The sequence below is a fragment of the Erwinia sp. AC075 genome (genome assembly GCF_979253995.1).
Map to the genome: position 1 here is coordinate 4,043,208 of NZ_CEEDEU010000001.1, position 14,908 is coordinate 4,058,115.

Below are 14,908 nucleotides of genomic sequence, written 5' to 3' on the forward strand. Positions count from 1 at the left end.
ATTTACTCCCGTTTAAGGCTTATTCGTTCAAAAAGGGCAGAAAGGGCTAGCGTGCAAGCCAGCCGCCATCCACCGCAAGGGTGTATCCGTTAACGTAGTCAGACGCGTTGGAGGCGAGGAATACCACCGGGCCCATCAGGTCCTCCGGGGCTCCCCAGCGTCCGGCCGGAATGCGATTAAGAATGTCTTTGTTGCGCGTTGGGTCGTCGCGTAACTGCTCGGTGTTATTGGTCGTGATATAGCCGGGTGCCAGCGCGTTGACGTTGATGCCATGCTTCGCCCATTCGTTGGCCAGCTCGCGGGTCAGGCCCATCACCGCGCTCTTCGAGGCGGTATACGACGGCACGCGAACCCCGCCCTGAAAAGAGAGCAGGGACGCGATGTTGATAATTTTTCCGCCGTGGCCCTGTTTAACGAACTGACGGGCGACCAGCTGGGACAAAAAGAACAGCGTCTTGATGTTCACATTCATCACGTCGTCCCAGTCCTGCTCGCTAAAGTCCAGTGCCTCATCGCGGCGGATGATCCCGGCGTTGTTGACCAGAATATCGATCTGCCCCATTTCGCCGACCGCGCGTTCAAGCAGCGACGCCAGTTGATCCTGTTTGCCCAAATCGGCCTTCAGACTCAAAAAACGTCGACCTGCTGCCGTGACTTCCTTAGCGGTTTCTGTGGGTTCACTGCGGTTTATGGCCACGATGTCGCACCCGGCTTGCGCCAGGCCGACGGCCATACTCTTCCCCAGCCCGGTATTACATCCGGTGACCACGGCGACCTTGCCGTGGAGAGAAAAATCGTTAAGGATCATGCGGTTTTCCTTTTTTTTTATAGATAGACATGCAGGTATTCCACCAGGCATAAAATCGCCATCGCCTGGCCATACGGCATCGACGTCAGCGGGACCTGGCGGTAGTAATCGAGGTTTTTGCCCATCGCGGTGCCGAAGGAAACCTGAGTCAGTTCACCCTCGGCATTGATATTCTTAATCAGTCCTTTCAGCGCCTTTTCAGCTACAGCGATGTAGCGGTCGTCGGCATAGTGGCAGCGGGCGGCTTTCAGCATGCCGAAGGCAAAGCCTGCGGTGGCCGAGGCTTCCAGATAGGAGGTCGGATCGTCCAGCAGCGTGTGCCACAGGCCGCTCTCATGCTGGCAGTTCTCTAACGCCGCCAGCTGGCTGGCAAGCACCTGCTGAAGATAACGCCGGGTGGCGTCTTTCTCCGGCAGATCCAGCAGCTCAAGGAATTCCGGGATAACAATCGTCAGCCAGCTGTTGCCGCGGGCCCAACGGGCATTGGCAAAGTTGTGGTGGCCTTCAAACGTCCAGCCGTGGAACCACAAGCCGCTCTGGCGATCCATCAGATGCTGGGTATGCAGCAGGAACTGATATTTCGCCTCTTCAATGTAGTCCGGGCGGTTCAGCAACTTGCCAATCTTCGCCAGCGGCAGCACGGTCATCATCAGCGTGTCGTCCCACAGCTGCTGATGGTTTTCCTCTGCCAGCGTGATGTGTTGCAGACCGCCGCAATCTGTACGCGGCATCTTGTGCACTATCCAGTCGGCCCAGCTTTCCAGATAGGGCAACCAGCGCGGGTCTTTACTCTCTTCATAGCGGTAAGCCAGCGTCAGGAACGGGCAGACGGTGTTGACGTTGCGGGTGGTGGAACCCTCCGCAAAGCGGTCGCGAAACCAGTCATCAACGATGGCCCGCAGGCGATCGTCACCGGTCTGGCGGTAGTACTGATGAATACCGTACAGCCCGATGCCGTGCGTCCACTCCCAGCCTGCCCAACCTTTGGTATCAATTACCCGTCCGTCATCCAGTCTTAACAGGAACTCGCCGGACTCATCGGTAATGTTCACCAGGTTATCCACCAACTTATTGATCAGCTGATGTAATTCTTTACTGGAGATAAAGCGGTCCGGCTGGCGGAGCAGTTCGCTGTGTTTTACGGGATAGACCAACATATTTTTTTGTCCTCGAATATTCAGGGATGACGGGTTAACTGACTGGCGACAGGTTCAACCAGCGGCGTGACGGGCAATGGCGTCACAGCAGGCTTGTTGCGGTTGAGGTAGCCAATATTGTTGTTGCCCCACAGTGCTTCGTACGGCAGTCCGGCCAGCATCTCGACGGTTGCCCGGGCCTGAGGGGTGATATTGCCGGGCACCACATTGCCGGCTGCTCGCATTTTTTCGGTCTCTTCACGCAGCGTCTGATGCGTTGCCAGATTCAGCTTGAAGCGCAGTGAGATAAAGAAGCCGATGCACAGCATCACCAGCGTGCCGCCACACAGGATGCCGAGAATCGCGTGGCTGACCGTCGGGGATTGCACGCTGCTGCCGGCCACAAAACCGGAGAGCTGCATCAGGATGCCGACCAGCATCACCGCGCCCGCCTGGGAGGCTTTACGGGTCAGGGTCATGATCCCGGCAAAAATCCCTTCACGGCGCTGTCCGGTGATCACCTCGTCAACGTCAGAAATGTAGGTGTAGATATTCCACGGCACATAGTTGATACCGCCGCGACCCAGTCCGGCAAGGCCCGATACCAGCAGCAGCAGCGAGAACACATCGCTCAGGCCGGTGTAATACAGCACGCCGTAAGAGAGGGTGCTCAGACCGAACAGCACCACCACGATGCGGTAAGAAGGCGCAGGCCCGAAGCGGATGCACAGCGGGATCATGCCCATCACGGCGATAAACTGCATGATTGCCATGGTGCCCATCAGATTAGATGCCAGGCTGGCGCTTTGCATCAGCACGAACACCACGTAATAGGTGAACACCGCATTGAACACGTCCTGGGCGATATAGCCGCCAAGATACATGCCGAGATGCTGGCGGAAGATGCGCACGCGCAGCGTGGACGTCAGCTCAATCTTCAGTCGGGAAAGGCTTTGCCCGAGCGTCAGTTTCTGCTGCTCGGCTTCCAGTGCGGCAGCGGATTTTTTCTCGGCCGGCCGTTCCCAGGTGTTAAACCACACCAGCGTCAGCACGATGGCGCAAATCACCGAGAACACCAGGCTGGAATAGAAGAAGGAGATCGCATTATCTTTGCCGAAGTAGCTGAGCAGCACGCCCGGCAGGAAAGCCGCCAGAATGGCTGAAAGCTGCGCCAGCGCGATGCGTGCGCCAGAGAACTTGGTTTTCTCTTTGAAATCATCGGTCATTTCCGGCACCAGCGTTTCGTATGGCACCAGAATTGAGGTGTAGACCACTTCGAACACCAGATAGGTCAGCAGGTAATAGACGTAAGTCATATCGCCGACCCACATCAGGCTGTAAGTGAAGACCAGCGGGATACCGGTCAGAATGAAGAATTTGCGGCGACCAAAGCGCTTGCCCAGCCAGGTCGAACCGAAGTGGTCGGTAAGATAGCCCATCAGCGGGCTGACCACGGCGTCCAGCACGCGGGCCATGGCAAAGATGGACGTGGCTTCAATCGGGCTGAGCCCGCAGAAGGTAGTGTAAAAATAGAGAAGCCACGCAGAGGTTAGCGCCATGGTGCCAGCGCCGAGAAAATCACCTGATCCGTAGGCTAAATAAGTTAGCGTTCCTGGTTTACGTATCATCATAGTGCCCATCCTGGTTAGACAACTGTCAGACCCGGCCTTATGTCGGGGATGAGCTAAGTTAGAACCAGCACGAACAGAAAACCTTTGCGATTTTGCCAGGTTTAGGGGGTAGGTGACATTAAAAAGAAGAAACCGGACACCGATCTCACCAATTTAATAAAATGCCGTTTCATTTTTATTGAAGTGCCGTCTTGATTGCCAATTTTAGTACGGTTTTTCTTCTTTGCGCTTCTTTACCTGTCACATCCGCTGACAGACTTTTTTATCCACTATGGTTAAGCCTTGTTTATGCTGATTTTTCCTCTCCCTTTCCTCATTTGATAAGGATAAACCTGTGTCGAACATCCTTCGTGGCCTGGTCTTTGCCAGCCTGGTAACCGGTTTCTCTGTAACGGCGGCGGAAACCACGCCGACCTACGGGCCGGAACTGCAAGGTTTTGATTTCCCTTACCCAATTCAGAAATTCGATTTTACCTCGCAGGGCCAGCCGCTCAGCATGGGCTATATCGATGTGCAGCCGAAAGGCCAGGCCAACGGCCGCACGGCGGTGCTGATGCACGGCAAAAACTTTTGCGGCGTGACCTGGCAGGACTCGATCGATGCGTTGAGCCACGCCGGTTACCGGGTGATCGCCCCGGATCAGATCGGTTTTTGTACCTCCAGCAAACCCGCTCATTACCAGTACAGCTTCCAGCAACTGGCGTTGAATACGCAGAACCTGCTGAACAAACTGCATATCGACAAGGTCACGCTGGTGGGCCATTCAACCGGCGGCATGCTGGCAACGCGCTTTGCGCTGATGTATCCGCAGGAAGTACAGAAGCTGGTGTTGGTGAATCCGATTGGTCTGGAAGACTGGAAAGCGAAGGGCGTGCCGTGGCGCAGCGTCGATGACTGGTATCAGCGCGAGCTGAAAACCTCGGCGGCCAGCATCAAAAAGTATGAGCTGAACACCTATTATGTTGGTCGCTGGAAGCCAGAATATGACCGTTGGGTCACCATGCTGGCCGGATTGAATAACGGACCGGGCCACCAGATTGTCGCCTGGAATTCGGCGCTGCTGTACGACATGATTTTCACTCAGCCGGTGTACTACGAGTTTAAGGATCTGAAAATGCCAACCACGCTGATGATTGGCACCTCAGACACCACGGCGATCGGCAGCGATATTGCTCCGCCGGAGGTGAAGGCAAAAATCGGCCATTACAACCAACTGGGCAAGCAGGTTGCCGCGTTAATTCCGCATTCCACGCTGATTGAATTCCCGGGAATGGGGCACGCGCCGCAGATGGAAGAGCCGGCGAAGTTTAATCAGGCGCTGATTAAAAATCTGGATCAACCTTAACGGCACTGAGAGGTGCAGGCCTGCAGGCAGGACTGCATCTTGGCACCACAGCCACTGTCATTGTTGCGCTGACACTGGCTGTTTTGCACATAGCAATTTTGCTGGCACAGGCTGACATCACACTTTGCCGCCACCGGCGTGGCGATAATATCCTGCTTTGGCGGCACCAACGGCAGTTGAGACATTTGCGAACAGGCGGTACCTGAGAACGCCAGCGCCAGCAGGGCCAGAATGCCAGTCATCTTCATCGTTATTTCCCCAGAAAAAAGCATGCAAAAGCGATACTGACAGCATAGATAGCCTGGTCAAAAACGCGAAGATTACCGGGCTGATATGCGACGAAGGCCGGATGAAACCGTTGCCGGTAACCCATCTGCCATCCTGGCGCTGTACTATGATTATCGGCAAGGTGCTTTGTCGGCGTCGAGCAAAGCACAATTTCGATCAAATTTGCGGGGATAACATGTCAGACGAGCAGGATTGCATTACAACGCTGGCCGCGCTTGAACAGCTGTATGGCGAGGTTGCAACGCCGTCGTTGATGAAAGTAACCGACCATATTCACCCGGCCTACCGCCCGTTTATTGACTCTTCTCCCTTTGTGGCACTGGCGACATCAGGCCCGTCAGGTCTGGACGTTTCGCCCAGAGGCGACCCGGCCGGATTCCTGCATATCGAAAATGAGAAAACCCTGCTGCTGCCGGATCGGCGAGGCAATAACCGCATCGACAGTTTGAGAAATATCGTCAGCGATCCTCGTGTGGCGCTGCTGTTTTTGATCCCCGGCATTGGTGAAACGCTGCGGGTAAATGGCGTTGCTGAGATCAGCATCAATCCCGAGCTGCTGGAACGCTTTGCGGTCGAGGGAAACAGGCCGAGATCGGTGTTACGTATTACGGTAAATAGCGTGTTCTTCCAATGTAGCCGGGCGATAATCCGCGCCCGACTGTGGGATCCCGCCACCCAGCTTGAACGCGCTCAACTGCCCAGCACCGGCAGCATCCTGAAAGCCCTTTCCCAGTCAGCTATCGACGGCGAGGCTTACGATCGGGCTTTGCCGGGGCGGATTAAGGACACGCTTTACTGAGTGGCTTATCAGCGTGGCTTGAGTGCTCACACTTTACAGCCTCATTCCGGCCCCAACGCCCGCAAGATCCTACCGGCCTGATCCGCCGTTAGCGGGTAATCAAAGAAGCGCTGATAGAAATCCTGGGTGGTTTTCACCATATCGAGATCCGGGAATAACGCCGGATGCAGCAGTTTTGCTGCCCACTGGATTTGCAGCGCGGCTTCGGTACCGTAGCGATCCCAGGGGAAAACCCCGGCCGGGTTTTGCCACACCTGATGGTTTTTCACCGCATTCAGGCTGCTAAATAGTGTCGCGTAATCGGAGTCAGCAATAGAACCTGCACCGGCACCAATAATGATGATATCCGGCTGCCAGAACAGCACGTTCTCCGGCGAGGTTTCCTTCATATTGCCGCTCACTTCCGCCGCCGCATTGCGCCCGCCGGCCAGTTTGATCCAGGTATCAATCAGCGTATGGCTACCATCCACTTTTAACGGATGCAGTGACTCAATATGCAGCACGCGCGGGCGCTGGTCAGCCGGCAGCGCCGCCGTTTTGGCCTGAATCGCGGCAATATGCTGGTCCAGATAGGCATTGTATGCCTGCGCCCGTTGACGTGCTTTCTCCGTCCCGACCACCTCCGCCGTGGTCAGCAGGGAGCGCTTCATGGACGGGAAGTCGTCAAAGCCCATCACCAGCGTTGGCAGGCCAGCCTGGCGATAGGCGGCGGCATCGCCATCTTCCTCCGCGACAAACACGGCATCCACTTTTCGCGTCAGCAGCGCTTCGCTCTCGAAACTGCGGCCATGCACCGACAGCGCCTGATTTAACGACGGCTGGATTTTAAACATCCACGGCCGGTCTTTGGCGTGATTTACCGTCGCCACGATCCGGTCGCCCGCACCCAGCGTCATCAGCAGCGAATGGTGCGCATACCAGCCATCGGCAATGCGCGTTGCCTGAACGGGAACGGTGACGCGATTCCCCGCGTCATCAGTTACCGTGCGGGCGAATAGCGACTGGCTAAACGTGGTCAGGCTCAGTGCCGCCAGCAGCGGCAGCAGGATCGGGCGCATGTTCATCAGGACCTCATCAGAAATTAAGCTGCATGGAAAGCTGCACCATTCGCGGTTCGCCAATCTGGGCGCTGGCATAACCGGCACCGCTGTAGCCGTTCAGGCCGCCGGGCACGATGTTGGTCCAGTAATGGCGATTGGTCATGTTGGTCATATCCAGCCGGAACGTAGTGTCAGTATTGAAAAGCCGCGTTTTGTAGCGGGTTCCGGCATCGAAGGTGGCGTAGCTGCCCACCCAACTGTCGTTGGCGTTATCGGTGCTGCGGCGGCCAACGTAATGCATACCGCCGTGAATATCAGTGCCGCTAAAGAACGGCAGATCGTAAGCAGCAAACAGGCTGGCGGTATAGCGTGCCAGGCCGACAATCTGCTTATCGTCGGTGGTTGCGCTGGCGGTATCGCGCAGACGCGGATCGAGCCAGGTCATGCCGCCATACAGATGCAGATTTTCGCTGAGGTCGCCGTCGGCCATCAGCTCCAGGCCCCGGTTGCGCTGGTTACCGTCAACGGCGTATTCACCGCTGGTGGTGGTATAGGCAAACGGGCGATCGATCTGGAACAGCGCGGCAGTGAGCAGGACTTTGCCTACCGCCAGCTTGCTGCCCACTTCTACCTGCTTGCTGCGGTACGGCGCCAGAATATTGCCGGCGTTGGCGGCTCCGGTCGGTGCGGTATCGCCCTGTTGCAGGCTGTCGGCATAGGTGACGTAAAGCGTCAGCGGATCGACCGGCTTAAACATCAGGCTGGCTGAACCACTGAACCCGCTGTTATTTGACTCGCTGGTGCGGCTACCGGTTTTGGCGTAGTTCGCCGAACTCAGGAAGCTTTCGCTGCCGGCCAGCAGCAGGCTCCACTGCGGCGAAAACGTCAGCGTATCGCTGAGTAAGAAGGCCTGCTGGGTGGCGGTCGCCGAATGGTAACGATGCGTAAAGTCAGGATAGTCCGGCTCGGCAAACGCCTGCGGATTGTCCAGCGAGGCGCTGCCGAGCGTTGAGGTTGCGCCGTTGAGCGGGTTTTCATTCTTCCAGACAAAGCCGCGCATGCCGGTCGAAATCTGGTGATGCAGCCAGCCGGTGTCCACTTCGCCGTTGAGGTTCGCCATATAGCTGTTTATGGTAAAGCGGCTGGCGGTGGCGGATGAGGTGGTGGTTTTGTAATGGCCGGCGTTGTCGGTAAAGGTGTTGGTCACCGCGGTCGATTCGCGGTCGGCAATCTGGCGCAGTACGCCCACTTCGCCCTGCCAGTTGCCATCAAAATCATGCTTCAGATGCAGGCTGGCGGTCAGCGTATGGTTATCGTCACCGGCATAGGACTGGCCGAGGTGAGCGGTTTTCGGGTTGGGTGCTGACGGGAACGACAGGCCGCTGCCCAGCGTGAATTTGCCCGGCAGGCCTTTATCATAGAAGTGGTAGTAGCTGAAGTTGGTTTCCAGCACGGTTTTATCGGTCAGGTTGGCGTCCAGCGCCAGGCTGAATAACTGACGACGTTTTTTACTGCCGCTGACGTAGCCGTTGCCTTCATCATCAAGGACGTTCGCGCGATATCGCAGACGATCGTTATCATCCAGCGGACCGCTAAAATCACCCGACACCAGATGGCTCAGCCCGGTTCCACCACCGAAGGTCAGGCTGTGCTGCGCGATATCGGTCGGGCGTTTGGCGACAAAATTAAACAGGCCTGCCGGATTCGCCGGGCCGTACAGCGATCCTGCCAGCCCGTTCAGCACCTCCAGATGATCAAACTGTTCCGCCGCGTAGTCGGTGGTGGACACCACATTCAGCCCATCAATCATCGAGTTCTGCACCACGCTTCCCTGCATACCGCGGGTCTGCGGCCGCGCGCCATCGCCCTGCACGGACGGCATATAGCGATAGATATCGCTGAGGCTTTTCAACTGCTGGCGCTTCATCAGTGAAGGGGAGATGACCTGAACAGCATAGGGCGTGTTGCGGACCTCCTGCTTACCGAGATTACCGAGCGTGGCCTGTTTATCCACTGCGGGAACGTCGCTGTCCGGCGCTGCGGCGGTGACCGTCAGCGTCTTATCTGCCGTTGCTGCCTGCGCGTGCAGCGCAAAAAGAATCAATATGCTAAGCGCACTTGCCTTAAAAGAGGGGTTTACCACTGCCATTGTTTTAATTTGCCTTACGATGCTGAGCGGTTCGGGCGGCCACCTGTGCGGGGATGTTGTAAAAAGAGCGCAGAGGTTAGCATATCGCTATATCAATTAGTATATAGCGACTCGCCATAACCCCAGGCTATACCCTGCCGATAAACAAGCATTATCCCGGCTGTCATAACAGTGAAATAGTCTTCTCAGGCAAACCCTGCAACCTGATAAGAGAAAACCCTGATGCTGATCCCTCAACCCTATTTGTTATTCCTTGGCGACGTTACCGATCCGCTGGCGGCGAAAACGGCACGCGGCATCCACGTCTGGCGTCCTGAGCAGTGCGTTGGGCAGATCCGTCTGCCGGGCTGCACCGTCTCTCTGGGCCTCGACGATCTGACCATTGAAGCCGCCGTCGCGGCCGGGGCGAAAACGCTGGTGCTCGGCACCGCCAATGCCGGTGGCTATCTGCCGGAACACTGGCTGGACACCGTGCGTGGCGCGATCAATGCCGGACTGAACGTGGCCAGCGGCCTGCATTATCGCCTGGTGGATAACGAAGAGCTGGTGGCGTTGGCGAAAGCGCAGGGCGTTGCGCTGTTCGACATCCGCCATATGCGGCCAAAACTGGACGTGGGCAGCGGTAAGAAACGCAGCGGCAAACGCGTGCTGACGGTCGGCACCGACTGCTCGGTCGGCAAAATGTACACCTCGCTGGCGCTGGAATCCGCCATGCGTGAGATTGGCCTGAAGGCTGATTTCCGCGCGACCGGGCAGACCGGCATTCTGGTGGCGGGTGAGGGGATCGCCATCGATGCGGTGATTGCGGACTTTATCGCTGGCGCAGCAGAAGCGCTGTCTCCGGCCAACGAGGCCGATCACTGGGATATCGTGGAAGGCCAGGGTTCGCTGTTCCATCCCTCTTATGCCGGCGTCAGCATGGGCCTGATCCATGGCGCGCAGCCGCACTGGCTGGTGATGTGCCACGAGATGCACCGTCCGCATATGCGTCACCTGCCGCATCAGCCGATGGTCAGCCTGGCAGACTGCGTGGAAGCCAACGTGCGTGCCGCCCATGTCACCAGCGACAGCGTTCAGCTGGCCGGTTTCGCCATCAATACCTCTAACTACAGCGAGCAGGAAGCCCGTGATTACTGCCAGCAAATCAGTGAGGAATTTGGCGTGCCGGCCACCGATCCGGTGCGTTTTGGCATCGCGGAGATTGCTGCGCTGCTGAAAGAGCGGGGCTGATTATGCGCCGGATGCAGGTTGAAGTTGTCGAGCTGCCGTTGGCGCGTCCGTTCGCCATCGCGCGCGGTACCCGCACGGCGGTGACGGTGGTGCGGGTCACGCTGGAAGAACAGGGCTTTATCGGGCGTGGCGAATGCACGCCCACCGCCCATTACCACGAAAGTGCCGAAAGCGTTACCGCGCAGCTGGCGGCGGTGCAGGAAGAGGTGGAAAACGGTCTGACGTTAAGCGAGCTGCAAAACCGTCTGCTGCCGGGATCGGCCCGCAACGCGCTGGACTGCGCGCTATGGCGGCTGGATGCCGCGCTCAACCGACAAACGCTGTGGCAGCGTCTGAATGCGCGGCCACCTGCCAGCGTGATCACCGCCGAAACGCTGAGCCTCGACAGCGTGGAGATGATGGCGGCCGCGGCGGCGGATGCCGTTTCGCGCGGGGCGATCCTGCTGAAAATCAAACTCAACCGCGACCTGATACTGGAAAAAGTGGCGGCGATCCGCGCCGCCGCGCCGGACGCCACGCTGATTATTGATGCCAACGAAGCCTGGAGCGGGCTGGATCTCAGCAGCCTGTTCTCGGCGCTGACCCACTACAACATCGCGATGATCGAGCAGCCGTTGCCTGCGGGTAACGACGCCGATCTGCAACGCTTCGATCACCCGATCCCGGTCTGTGCGGATGAAAGCTGCCATCACGTTGGCGACATCGCCGGGCTGCGCAACCGCTACGAGATGATCAACATCAAGCTCGATAAATGTGGCGGCCTGACCGAAGCGCTGGCGATGGTGGACGCCGCACGGATCCACAAATTACGGCTGATGGTGGGCTGCATGCTCGGCTCCTCACTGGCGATGGAAGCCGCGCTGCCGGTGGCCGTCTCGGCGGAACATGTTGATCTCGACGGGCCGATCTGGCTCGCGGCGGACAGCGCCCCTTATCTTTCCTACAACCAGGGTCGTATCTGGCTTTAATCCAGCGACCACCGGAGTCACGATGACGGAACGTATTCACTCAGAACCCACCGCCACCGGATCCGGCAACGCCTCGCCTGTACTGCAGGTTGAGGATTTGAGCGTCAGCTTTAGCGGGCGCTCCGGGAAAAACCTTGCGCTGAAAGGCGTCTCCTTCACCATCAATAAAGGCGAAATTGTTGCCGTGGTTGGCGAAAGTGGCTCGGGTAAATCGGTCACCTCGCTGGCGGTAATGGGCCTGCTGGCATCGTCTGCCACCATTGAGCGCGGGGCGATCCACTTCAGCCCGCGCAGCGGCGTGAAGCACCCGTTGCTGACCATGAGCACCGAGGAGCGGCGCAAGCTGCGCGGTCGCGATATGGCAATGATTTTTCAGGAGCCGATGACCTCGCTAAACCCGGTCCTGCGGGTTGGCGATCAGCTGACGGAAGCCCTGCGCGATCACCAACTGTGCGACAGCAAAACTGCCAACGCCAAAGCCCGCGAGCTGCTGCGCAAAGTGCGTATTGCGGATATCGATCGGGTGATGAAAAGCCATCCGCATTCCCTGTCCGGCGGCATGCGCCAGCGGGTGATGATTGCCCAGGCGCTGGCCTGCGATCCGCAGCTGCTGATCGCCGATGAACCGACCACCGCGCTGGACGTCACCGTTCAGGCCCGCATCCTGCAAATCCTCCGCGACCTGCAACAGCAAAGCGATATGGCGGTGCTGTTTATCACCCACGATATGGGCGTGGTGGCGGAAATTGCCGATCGGGTGGTGGTGATGTATCGCGGCGAAGTGGTGGAACAGGGCCGCGTGGAGCAGATTTTTGCCGCACCCGAACACCCTTATACCAGGGCGTTGCTGGCCGCCGTTCCGCGTCTGGGCGATATGAAAGCTAGCCGCTGGCCACAACGTTTTCCGCTGCTGGGTGAAGAGCAGGATGAGGAGGCCGGCGTGCAGATCACCGCGCGTTATGAGCAGAAACCGCTGCTGGATGTGCGGGGGCTGAAGGTGTATTACCCCATCCGCAGCGGGATGTTTTCCGCGCTAACCCATCGCGTCCACGCCGTTGAGCAGATCGATTTTTGCGTCTGGCCCGGGGAAACGCTGGCGATTGTCGGCGAAAGCGGCTGCGGCAAATCCACCACCGGACGCGCGCTGCTGCGGCTGGTTTCCAGCGAGTCGGAGAGCATTCACTTTCGCGGCGAAGAGATCAGCATGCTGAAAGAGCCGGCGTTTCATGCGCTGCGTCGGGAAATTCAGATGGTGTTCCAGGATCCCTATGCCTCGTTAAATCCGCGTCTGACGGTGGGCTTCACCATTGCCGAACCGCTGCTGCTGCATGGGCTGGTGAAATCCCTGGAAGAGGCGACGCCGCAGGTCCAGTCATTACTGAAAAGCGTCGGATTATTGCCGGAACATGCCCGCCGCTATCCGCATGAGTTTTCCGGCGGCCAGCGTCAGCGTATCGCCATCGCCCGCGCCATGGCACTGCAGCCGCAGGTGATTATCGCGGATGAAGCGGTGTCGGCGCTGGATGTTTCCATTCAGGCGCAGGTGGTTAACCTGATGATGGACCTGCAAAAAGAGACCGGCGTGGCGTGGATCTTTATTTCGCACGATATGGCCGTCGTCGAGCGTATCGCCAACCGCGTAGCGGTGATGTACCTCGGCCAGATTGTGGAAATCGGCCCGCGCCATGCGGTATTCAGCAATCCTCAGCATCCTTATACCCGTCGTCTGTTGGCCTCCGTTCCGGTGGCCGATCCTGGCCGCCGTACCGTGCGTGAACTGGACGACGGCGAAATCCCCTCGCCGCTGCGTAAAGCCGGGGAAGAAGTGGAAAAACTTCGTTACCGCCAGGTCGACCTGCATCACTGGGTTGCCGAAGGGGACATGCACCGTTAGCGCTTATTTCATTTACCATTCTGGAGAGACACCATGAAGCCGTTTTTACGTCGTTCTGCCGTCGCCCTTGGGCTGTCACTGTGTCTGGCGGGCATCGCCCAGGCGCAGGACCTGCGGATTTCCGCCTATGTCGATATCACCGGTCTTGATCCGCACGATACCTCCGACAACGCCAGCTATTCGGTACAGGCGGGGATCTTTGAACGCCTGTTCCAGTTCGACAGCAAAATGAAGCTGGTGCCGTGGCTGGCGACCGATTACACCAGCAACGCGGACGCCACCGAATTCACGCTGAATCTGCGTAAAGACGTCATCTTCCAGGACGGCACGCCGTTTGATGCCGCGGCGGTAAAAGCCAACCTCGACAGGCTGGCCGACCAGACCAAAGGTCTGAAGCGTAACAGCCTGTATAAGATGATTAAAACCGTCACCGTCGTTTCGCCAACCCAGGTCAAAATCGAACTGAACCAGTCGTTTGGCGCCTTTATCAACACCCTCGCACACCCGTCGGCGGTGATGTGGAGCCCGACCGTGCTGAAGCAGTACCCGGACGAAGCGCAGCTGCGCCTGCATCCCACCGGCACCGGCCCGTTCAAATTTGTCAGCTGGCAGCCGGGAAAAGAGGTCAAGCTGAGCAAGTTTGACGGTTACTGGCAGAAAGGCTGGCCGAAGGTCGATAACGTCTTCATTACGCCAAGTCCGGAAGACTCCACCCGCGTCGCGGCGCTGAAGTCCGGCCAGGTGGATGCGATCTATCCGCTGCCTTCCGACCTGATCAACACCGTGCAGAGCGACAGCAAGCTGGCGGTTCAGCGCGATGAAAGTATCTACCTTTACTACATGGCGATGAACACCCAGCATAAATCGCTGGCCGATGTGCGGGTGCGTCAGGCCATCAACTACGCCATCAACCGCGATATCTGGCTGAAAGTGGCCTATGCGGGCATGGGCAAACCGGCCACCTCGGCGATCCCGCCGGCGGTGCAGTTCTACGCCAAACAGAGCGATCCGGATTACCGCTACAACCCGGAAAAAGCCAAAGCCTTGCTGAAAGAGGCCGGCTTCGCCAACGGTCTGGACCTCAAGCTGTGGGTGACCAACGCCACCGCCAGCGTGCGTGCTGCGCAGTTCCTTAAGCAGCAGCTGGGCGCGGTCGGCATTCGCGTCTCGGTGACGCCAATGGATTCCGGCGCGCGTAATGCCAAACTGTGGGGCGTGAAGGATCCGAAGCAGGCCGAATTCGACCTCTATTACGGCGGCTGGTCGACCTCCACCGGTGATGCGGACTGGGCCTTACGTCCGCTGTTCGCCACCGAATCCTGGGTACCGGTGTCGTATAACGTCTCTTACTACAGCAACCCGGAAGCGGACAAAGCCATTGCGGCAGCGCTGCAAACGGCCGATCCGGCGAAGCGTGCGGCGGCTTATGCCCAGGCACAGACCATCATCTGGAAAGATGCGCCGATCGCCTTCCTCGGCTCGCCAGATAACCTGGTTGGCAAGAAAAAGAACCTGACCGGCGTGTCGATGCTGGCCGACGGCTCATTCCTGTTCGATCAGGCGGAGTTCCATTAATCCTGAGTCTGTGGCGGGAGCGATCCCGCCTTTGCTGCTGGTACA

Annotated in this window: 12 protein-coding genes; 6 read left to right on the forward strand and 6 right to left on the reverse strand. The window is 58.1% G+C overall.

Going from position 1 to position 14,908, the window contains the following annotated elements; genetic code table 11:
- Window positions 1–46: 46 nt before the first annotated feature.
- Genes kduD through AC0IXH_RS18950 form a run of 3 tightly spaced genes read right to left on the reverse strand, consistent with a single transcriptional unit; the run spans window position 47 to window position 3,584 of the window.
- Entirely contained in the window at window positions 47–808 is a 762-nt protein-coding gene (gene kduD / locus AC0IXH_RS18940) for a 2-dehydro-3-deoxy-D-gluconate 5-dehydrogenase KduD (RefSeq protein WP_013204371.1), read from the reverse strand.
- Window positions 809–825: 17 nt separating this feature from the next.
- Complete coding sequence (gene bglB, locus AC0IXH_RS18945) at window positions 826–1,965, reverse strand: beta-galactosidase BglB (RefSeq protein WP_346568187.1); 1,140 nt, start codon at window positions 1,963–1,965, stop codon at window positions 826–828.
- A 20-nt stretch (window positions 1,966–1,985) separates the two neighbouring features.
- A complete protein-coding gene (locus AC0IXH_RS18950; RefSeq protein WP_373421605.1) occupies window positions 1,986–3,584 on the reverse strand; it encodes an MFS transporter in 1,599 nt (532 codons plus the stop codon).
- A gap of 346 nt (window positions 3,585–3,930) precedes the next feature.
- Between AC0IXH_RS18950 and AC0IXH_RS18955 the strand changes: the two genes are divergently transcribed.
- Window positions 3,931–4,920 carry an alpha/beta fold hydrolase gene (locus AC0IXH_RS18955; RefSeq protein WP_231853725.1) on the forward strand — a complete coding sequence of 330 codons (990 nt, stop codon included), beginning with the start codon at window positions 3,931–3,933 and terminating at the stop codon, window positions 4,918–4,920.
- Here the strand turns inward: AC0IXH_RS18955 and AC0IXH_RS18960 are convergent.
- Entirely contained in the window at window positions 4,917–5,168 is a 252-nt protein-coding gene (locus tag AC0IXH_RS18960; RefSeq protein WP_041692455.1) for a hypothetical protein, read from the reverse strand. The two genes, AC0IXH_RS18955 and AC0IXH_RS18960, sit on opposite strands and share 4 nt — an antisense overlap.
- 215 nt (window positions 5,169–5,383) lie before the next feature.
- Between AC0IXH_RS18960 and AC0IXH_RS18965 the strand changes: the two genes are divergently transcribed.
- Window positions 5,384–6,007: a pyridoxamine 5'-phosphate oxidase family protein gene (locus AC0IXH_RS18965; protein WP_041692154.1), complete on the forward strand. Its 624-nt coding sequence runs from the start codon at window positions 5,384–5,386 to the stop codon at window positions 6,005–6,007.
- 41 nt (window positions 6,008–6,048) lie between these two features.
- Here the strand turns inward: AC0IXH_RS18965 and AC0IXH_RS18970 are convergent, their stop codons facing one another.
- Together AC0IXH_RS18970 and AC0IXH_RS18975 are read right to left on the reverse strand one after the other, a co-directional pair.
- Window positions 6,049–7,065, reverse strand: coding sequence for an ABC transporter substrate-binding protein (locus AC0IXH_RS18970; RefSeq protein ID WP_471721168.1), 1,017 nt, complete (start codon window positions 7,063–7,065; stop codon window positions 6,049–6,051).
- 16 nt (window positions 7,066–7,081) lie between these two features.
- Window positions 7,082–9,196 (reverse strand): TonB-dependent receptor, encoded by a 2,115-nt coding sequence (locus tag AC0IXH_RS18975; protein WP_471720848.1) that lies wholly within the window; start codon window positions 9,194–9,196, stop codon window positions 7,082–7,084.
- 222 nt (window positions 9,197–9,418) lie between these two features.
- Between AC0IXH_RS18975 and dgcN the strand changes: the two genes are divergently transcribed.
- From dgcN to AC0IXH_RS18995, 4 genes are read left to right on the forward strand one after another with little or no spacing between them, the layout of a single operon-like run.
- Entirely contained in the window at window positions 9,419–10,426 is a 1,008-nt protein-coding gene (gene dgcN / locus AC0IXH_RS18980; RefSeq protein WP_013204363.1) for an N-acetyltransferase DgcN, read from the forward strand.
- A gap of 2 nt (window positions 10,427–10,428) precedes the next feature.
- Window positions 10,429–11,394, forward strand: coding sequence for an N-acetyl-D-Glu racemase DgcA (gene dgcA / locus AC0IXH_RS18985; RefSeq protein WP_134822990.1), 966 nt, complete (start codon window positions 10,429–10,431; stop codon window positions 11,392–11,394).
- A gap of 22 nt (window positions 11,395–11,416) precedes the next feature.
- Entirely contained in the window at window positions 11,417–13,288 is a 1,872-nt protein-coding gene (locus AC0IXH_RS18990) for an ABC transporter ATP-binding protein (RefSeq protein ID WP_346596114.1), read from the forward strand.
- Window positions 13,289–13,321: 33 nt separating this feature from the next.
- The gene (locus AC0IXH_RS18995; RefSeq protein WP_346568178.1) at window positions 13,322–14,863 is read left to right on the forward strand and encodes a glutathione ABC transporter substrate-binding protein; all 1,542 of its coding nucleotides are present in this window, start codon (window positions 13,322–13,324) and stop codon (window positions 14,861–14,863) included.
- The last annotated feature ends 45 nt before the right edge of the window (window positions 14,864–14,908 follow it).

What these genes read in the sequence shown, in the direction of transcription:
- kduD (WP_013204371.1), bottom strand. Translation starts at nt 808, where the DNA reads ATGATCCTTAACGATTTTTCTCTCCACGGCAAGGTCGCCGTGGTCACC.
- bglB (WP_346568187.1), bottom strand. Translation starts at nt 1,965, where the DNA reads ATGTTGGTCTATCCCGTAAAACACAGCGAACTGCTCCGCCAGCCGGAC.
- AC0IXH_RS18950 (WP_373421605.1), bottom strand. Translation starts at nt 3,584, where the DNA reads ATGGGCACTATGATGATACGTAAACCAGGAACGCTAACTTATTTAGCC.
- AC0IXH_RS18960 (WP_041692455.1), bottom strand. Translation starts at nt 5,168, where the DNA reads ATGAAGATGACTGGCATTCTGGCCCTGCTGGCGCTGGCGTTCTCAGGT.
- AC0IXH_RS18965 (WP_041692154.1), top strand. Translation starts at nt 5,384, where the DNA reads ATGTCAGACGAGCAGGATTGCATTACAACGCTGGCCGCGCTTGAACAG.
- AC0IXH_RS18970 (WP_471721168.1), bottom strand. Translation starts at nt 7,065, where the DNA reads ATGCGCCCGATCCTGCTGCCGCTGCTGGCGGCACTGAGCCTGACCACG.
- AC0IXH_RS18975 (WP_471720848.1), bottom strand. Translation starts at nt 9,196, where the DNA reads ATGGCAGTGGTAAACCCCTCTTTTAAGGCAAGTGCGCTTAGCATATTG.
- dgcN (WP_013204363.1), top strand. Translation starts at nt 9,419, where the DNA reads ATGCTGATCCCTCAACCCTATTTGTTATTCCTTGGCGACGTTACCGAT.
- dgcA (WP_134822990.1), top strand. Translation starts at nt 10,429, where the DNA reads ATGCGCCGGATGCAGGTTGAAGTTGTCGAGCTGCCGTTGGCGCGTCCG.
- AC0IXH_RS18990 (WP_346596114.1), top strand. Translation starts at nt 11,417, where the DNA reads ATGACGGAACGTATTCACTCAGAACCCACCGCCACCGGATCCGGCAAC.
- AC0IXH_RS18995 (WP_346568178.1), top strand. Translation starts at nt 13,322, where the DNA reads ATGAAGCCGTTTTTACGTCGTTCTGCCGTCGCCCTTGGGCTGTCACTG.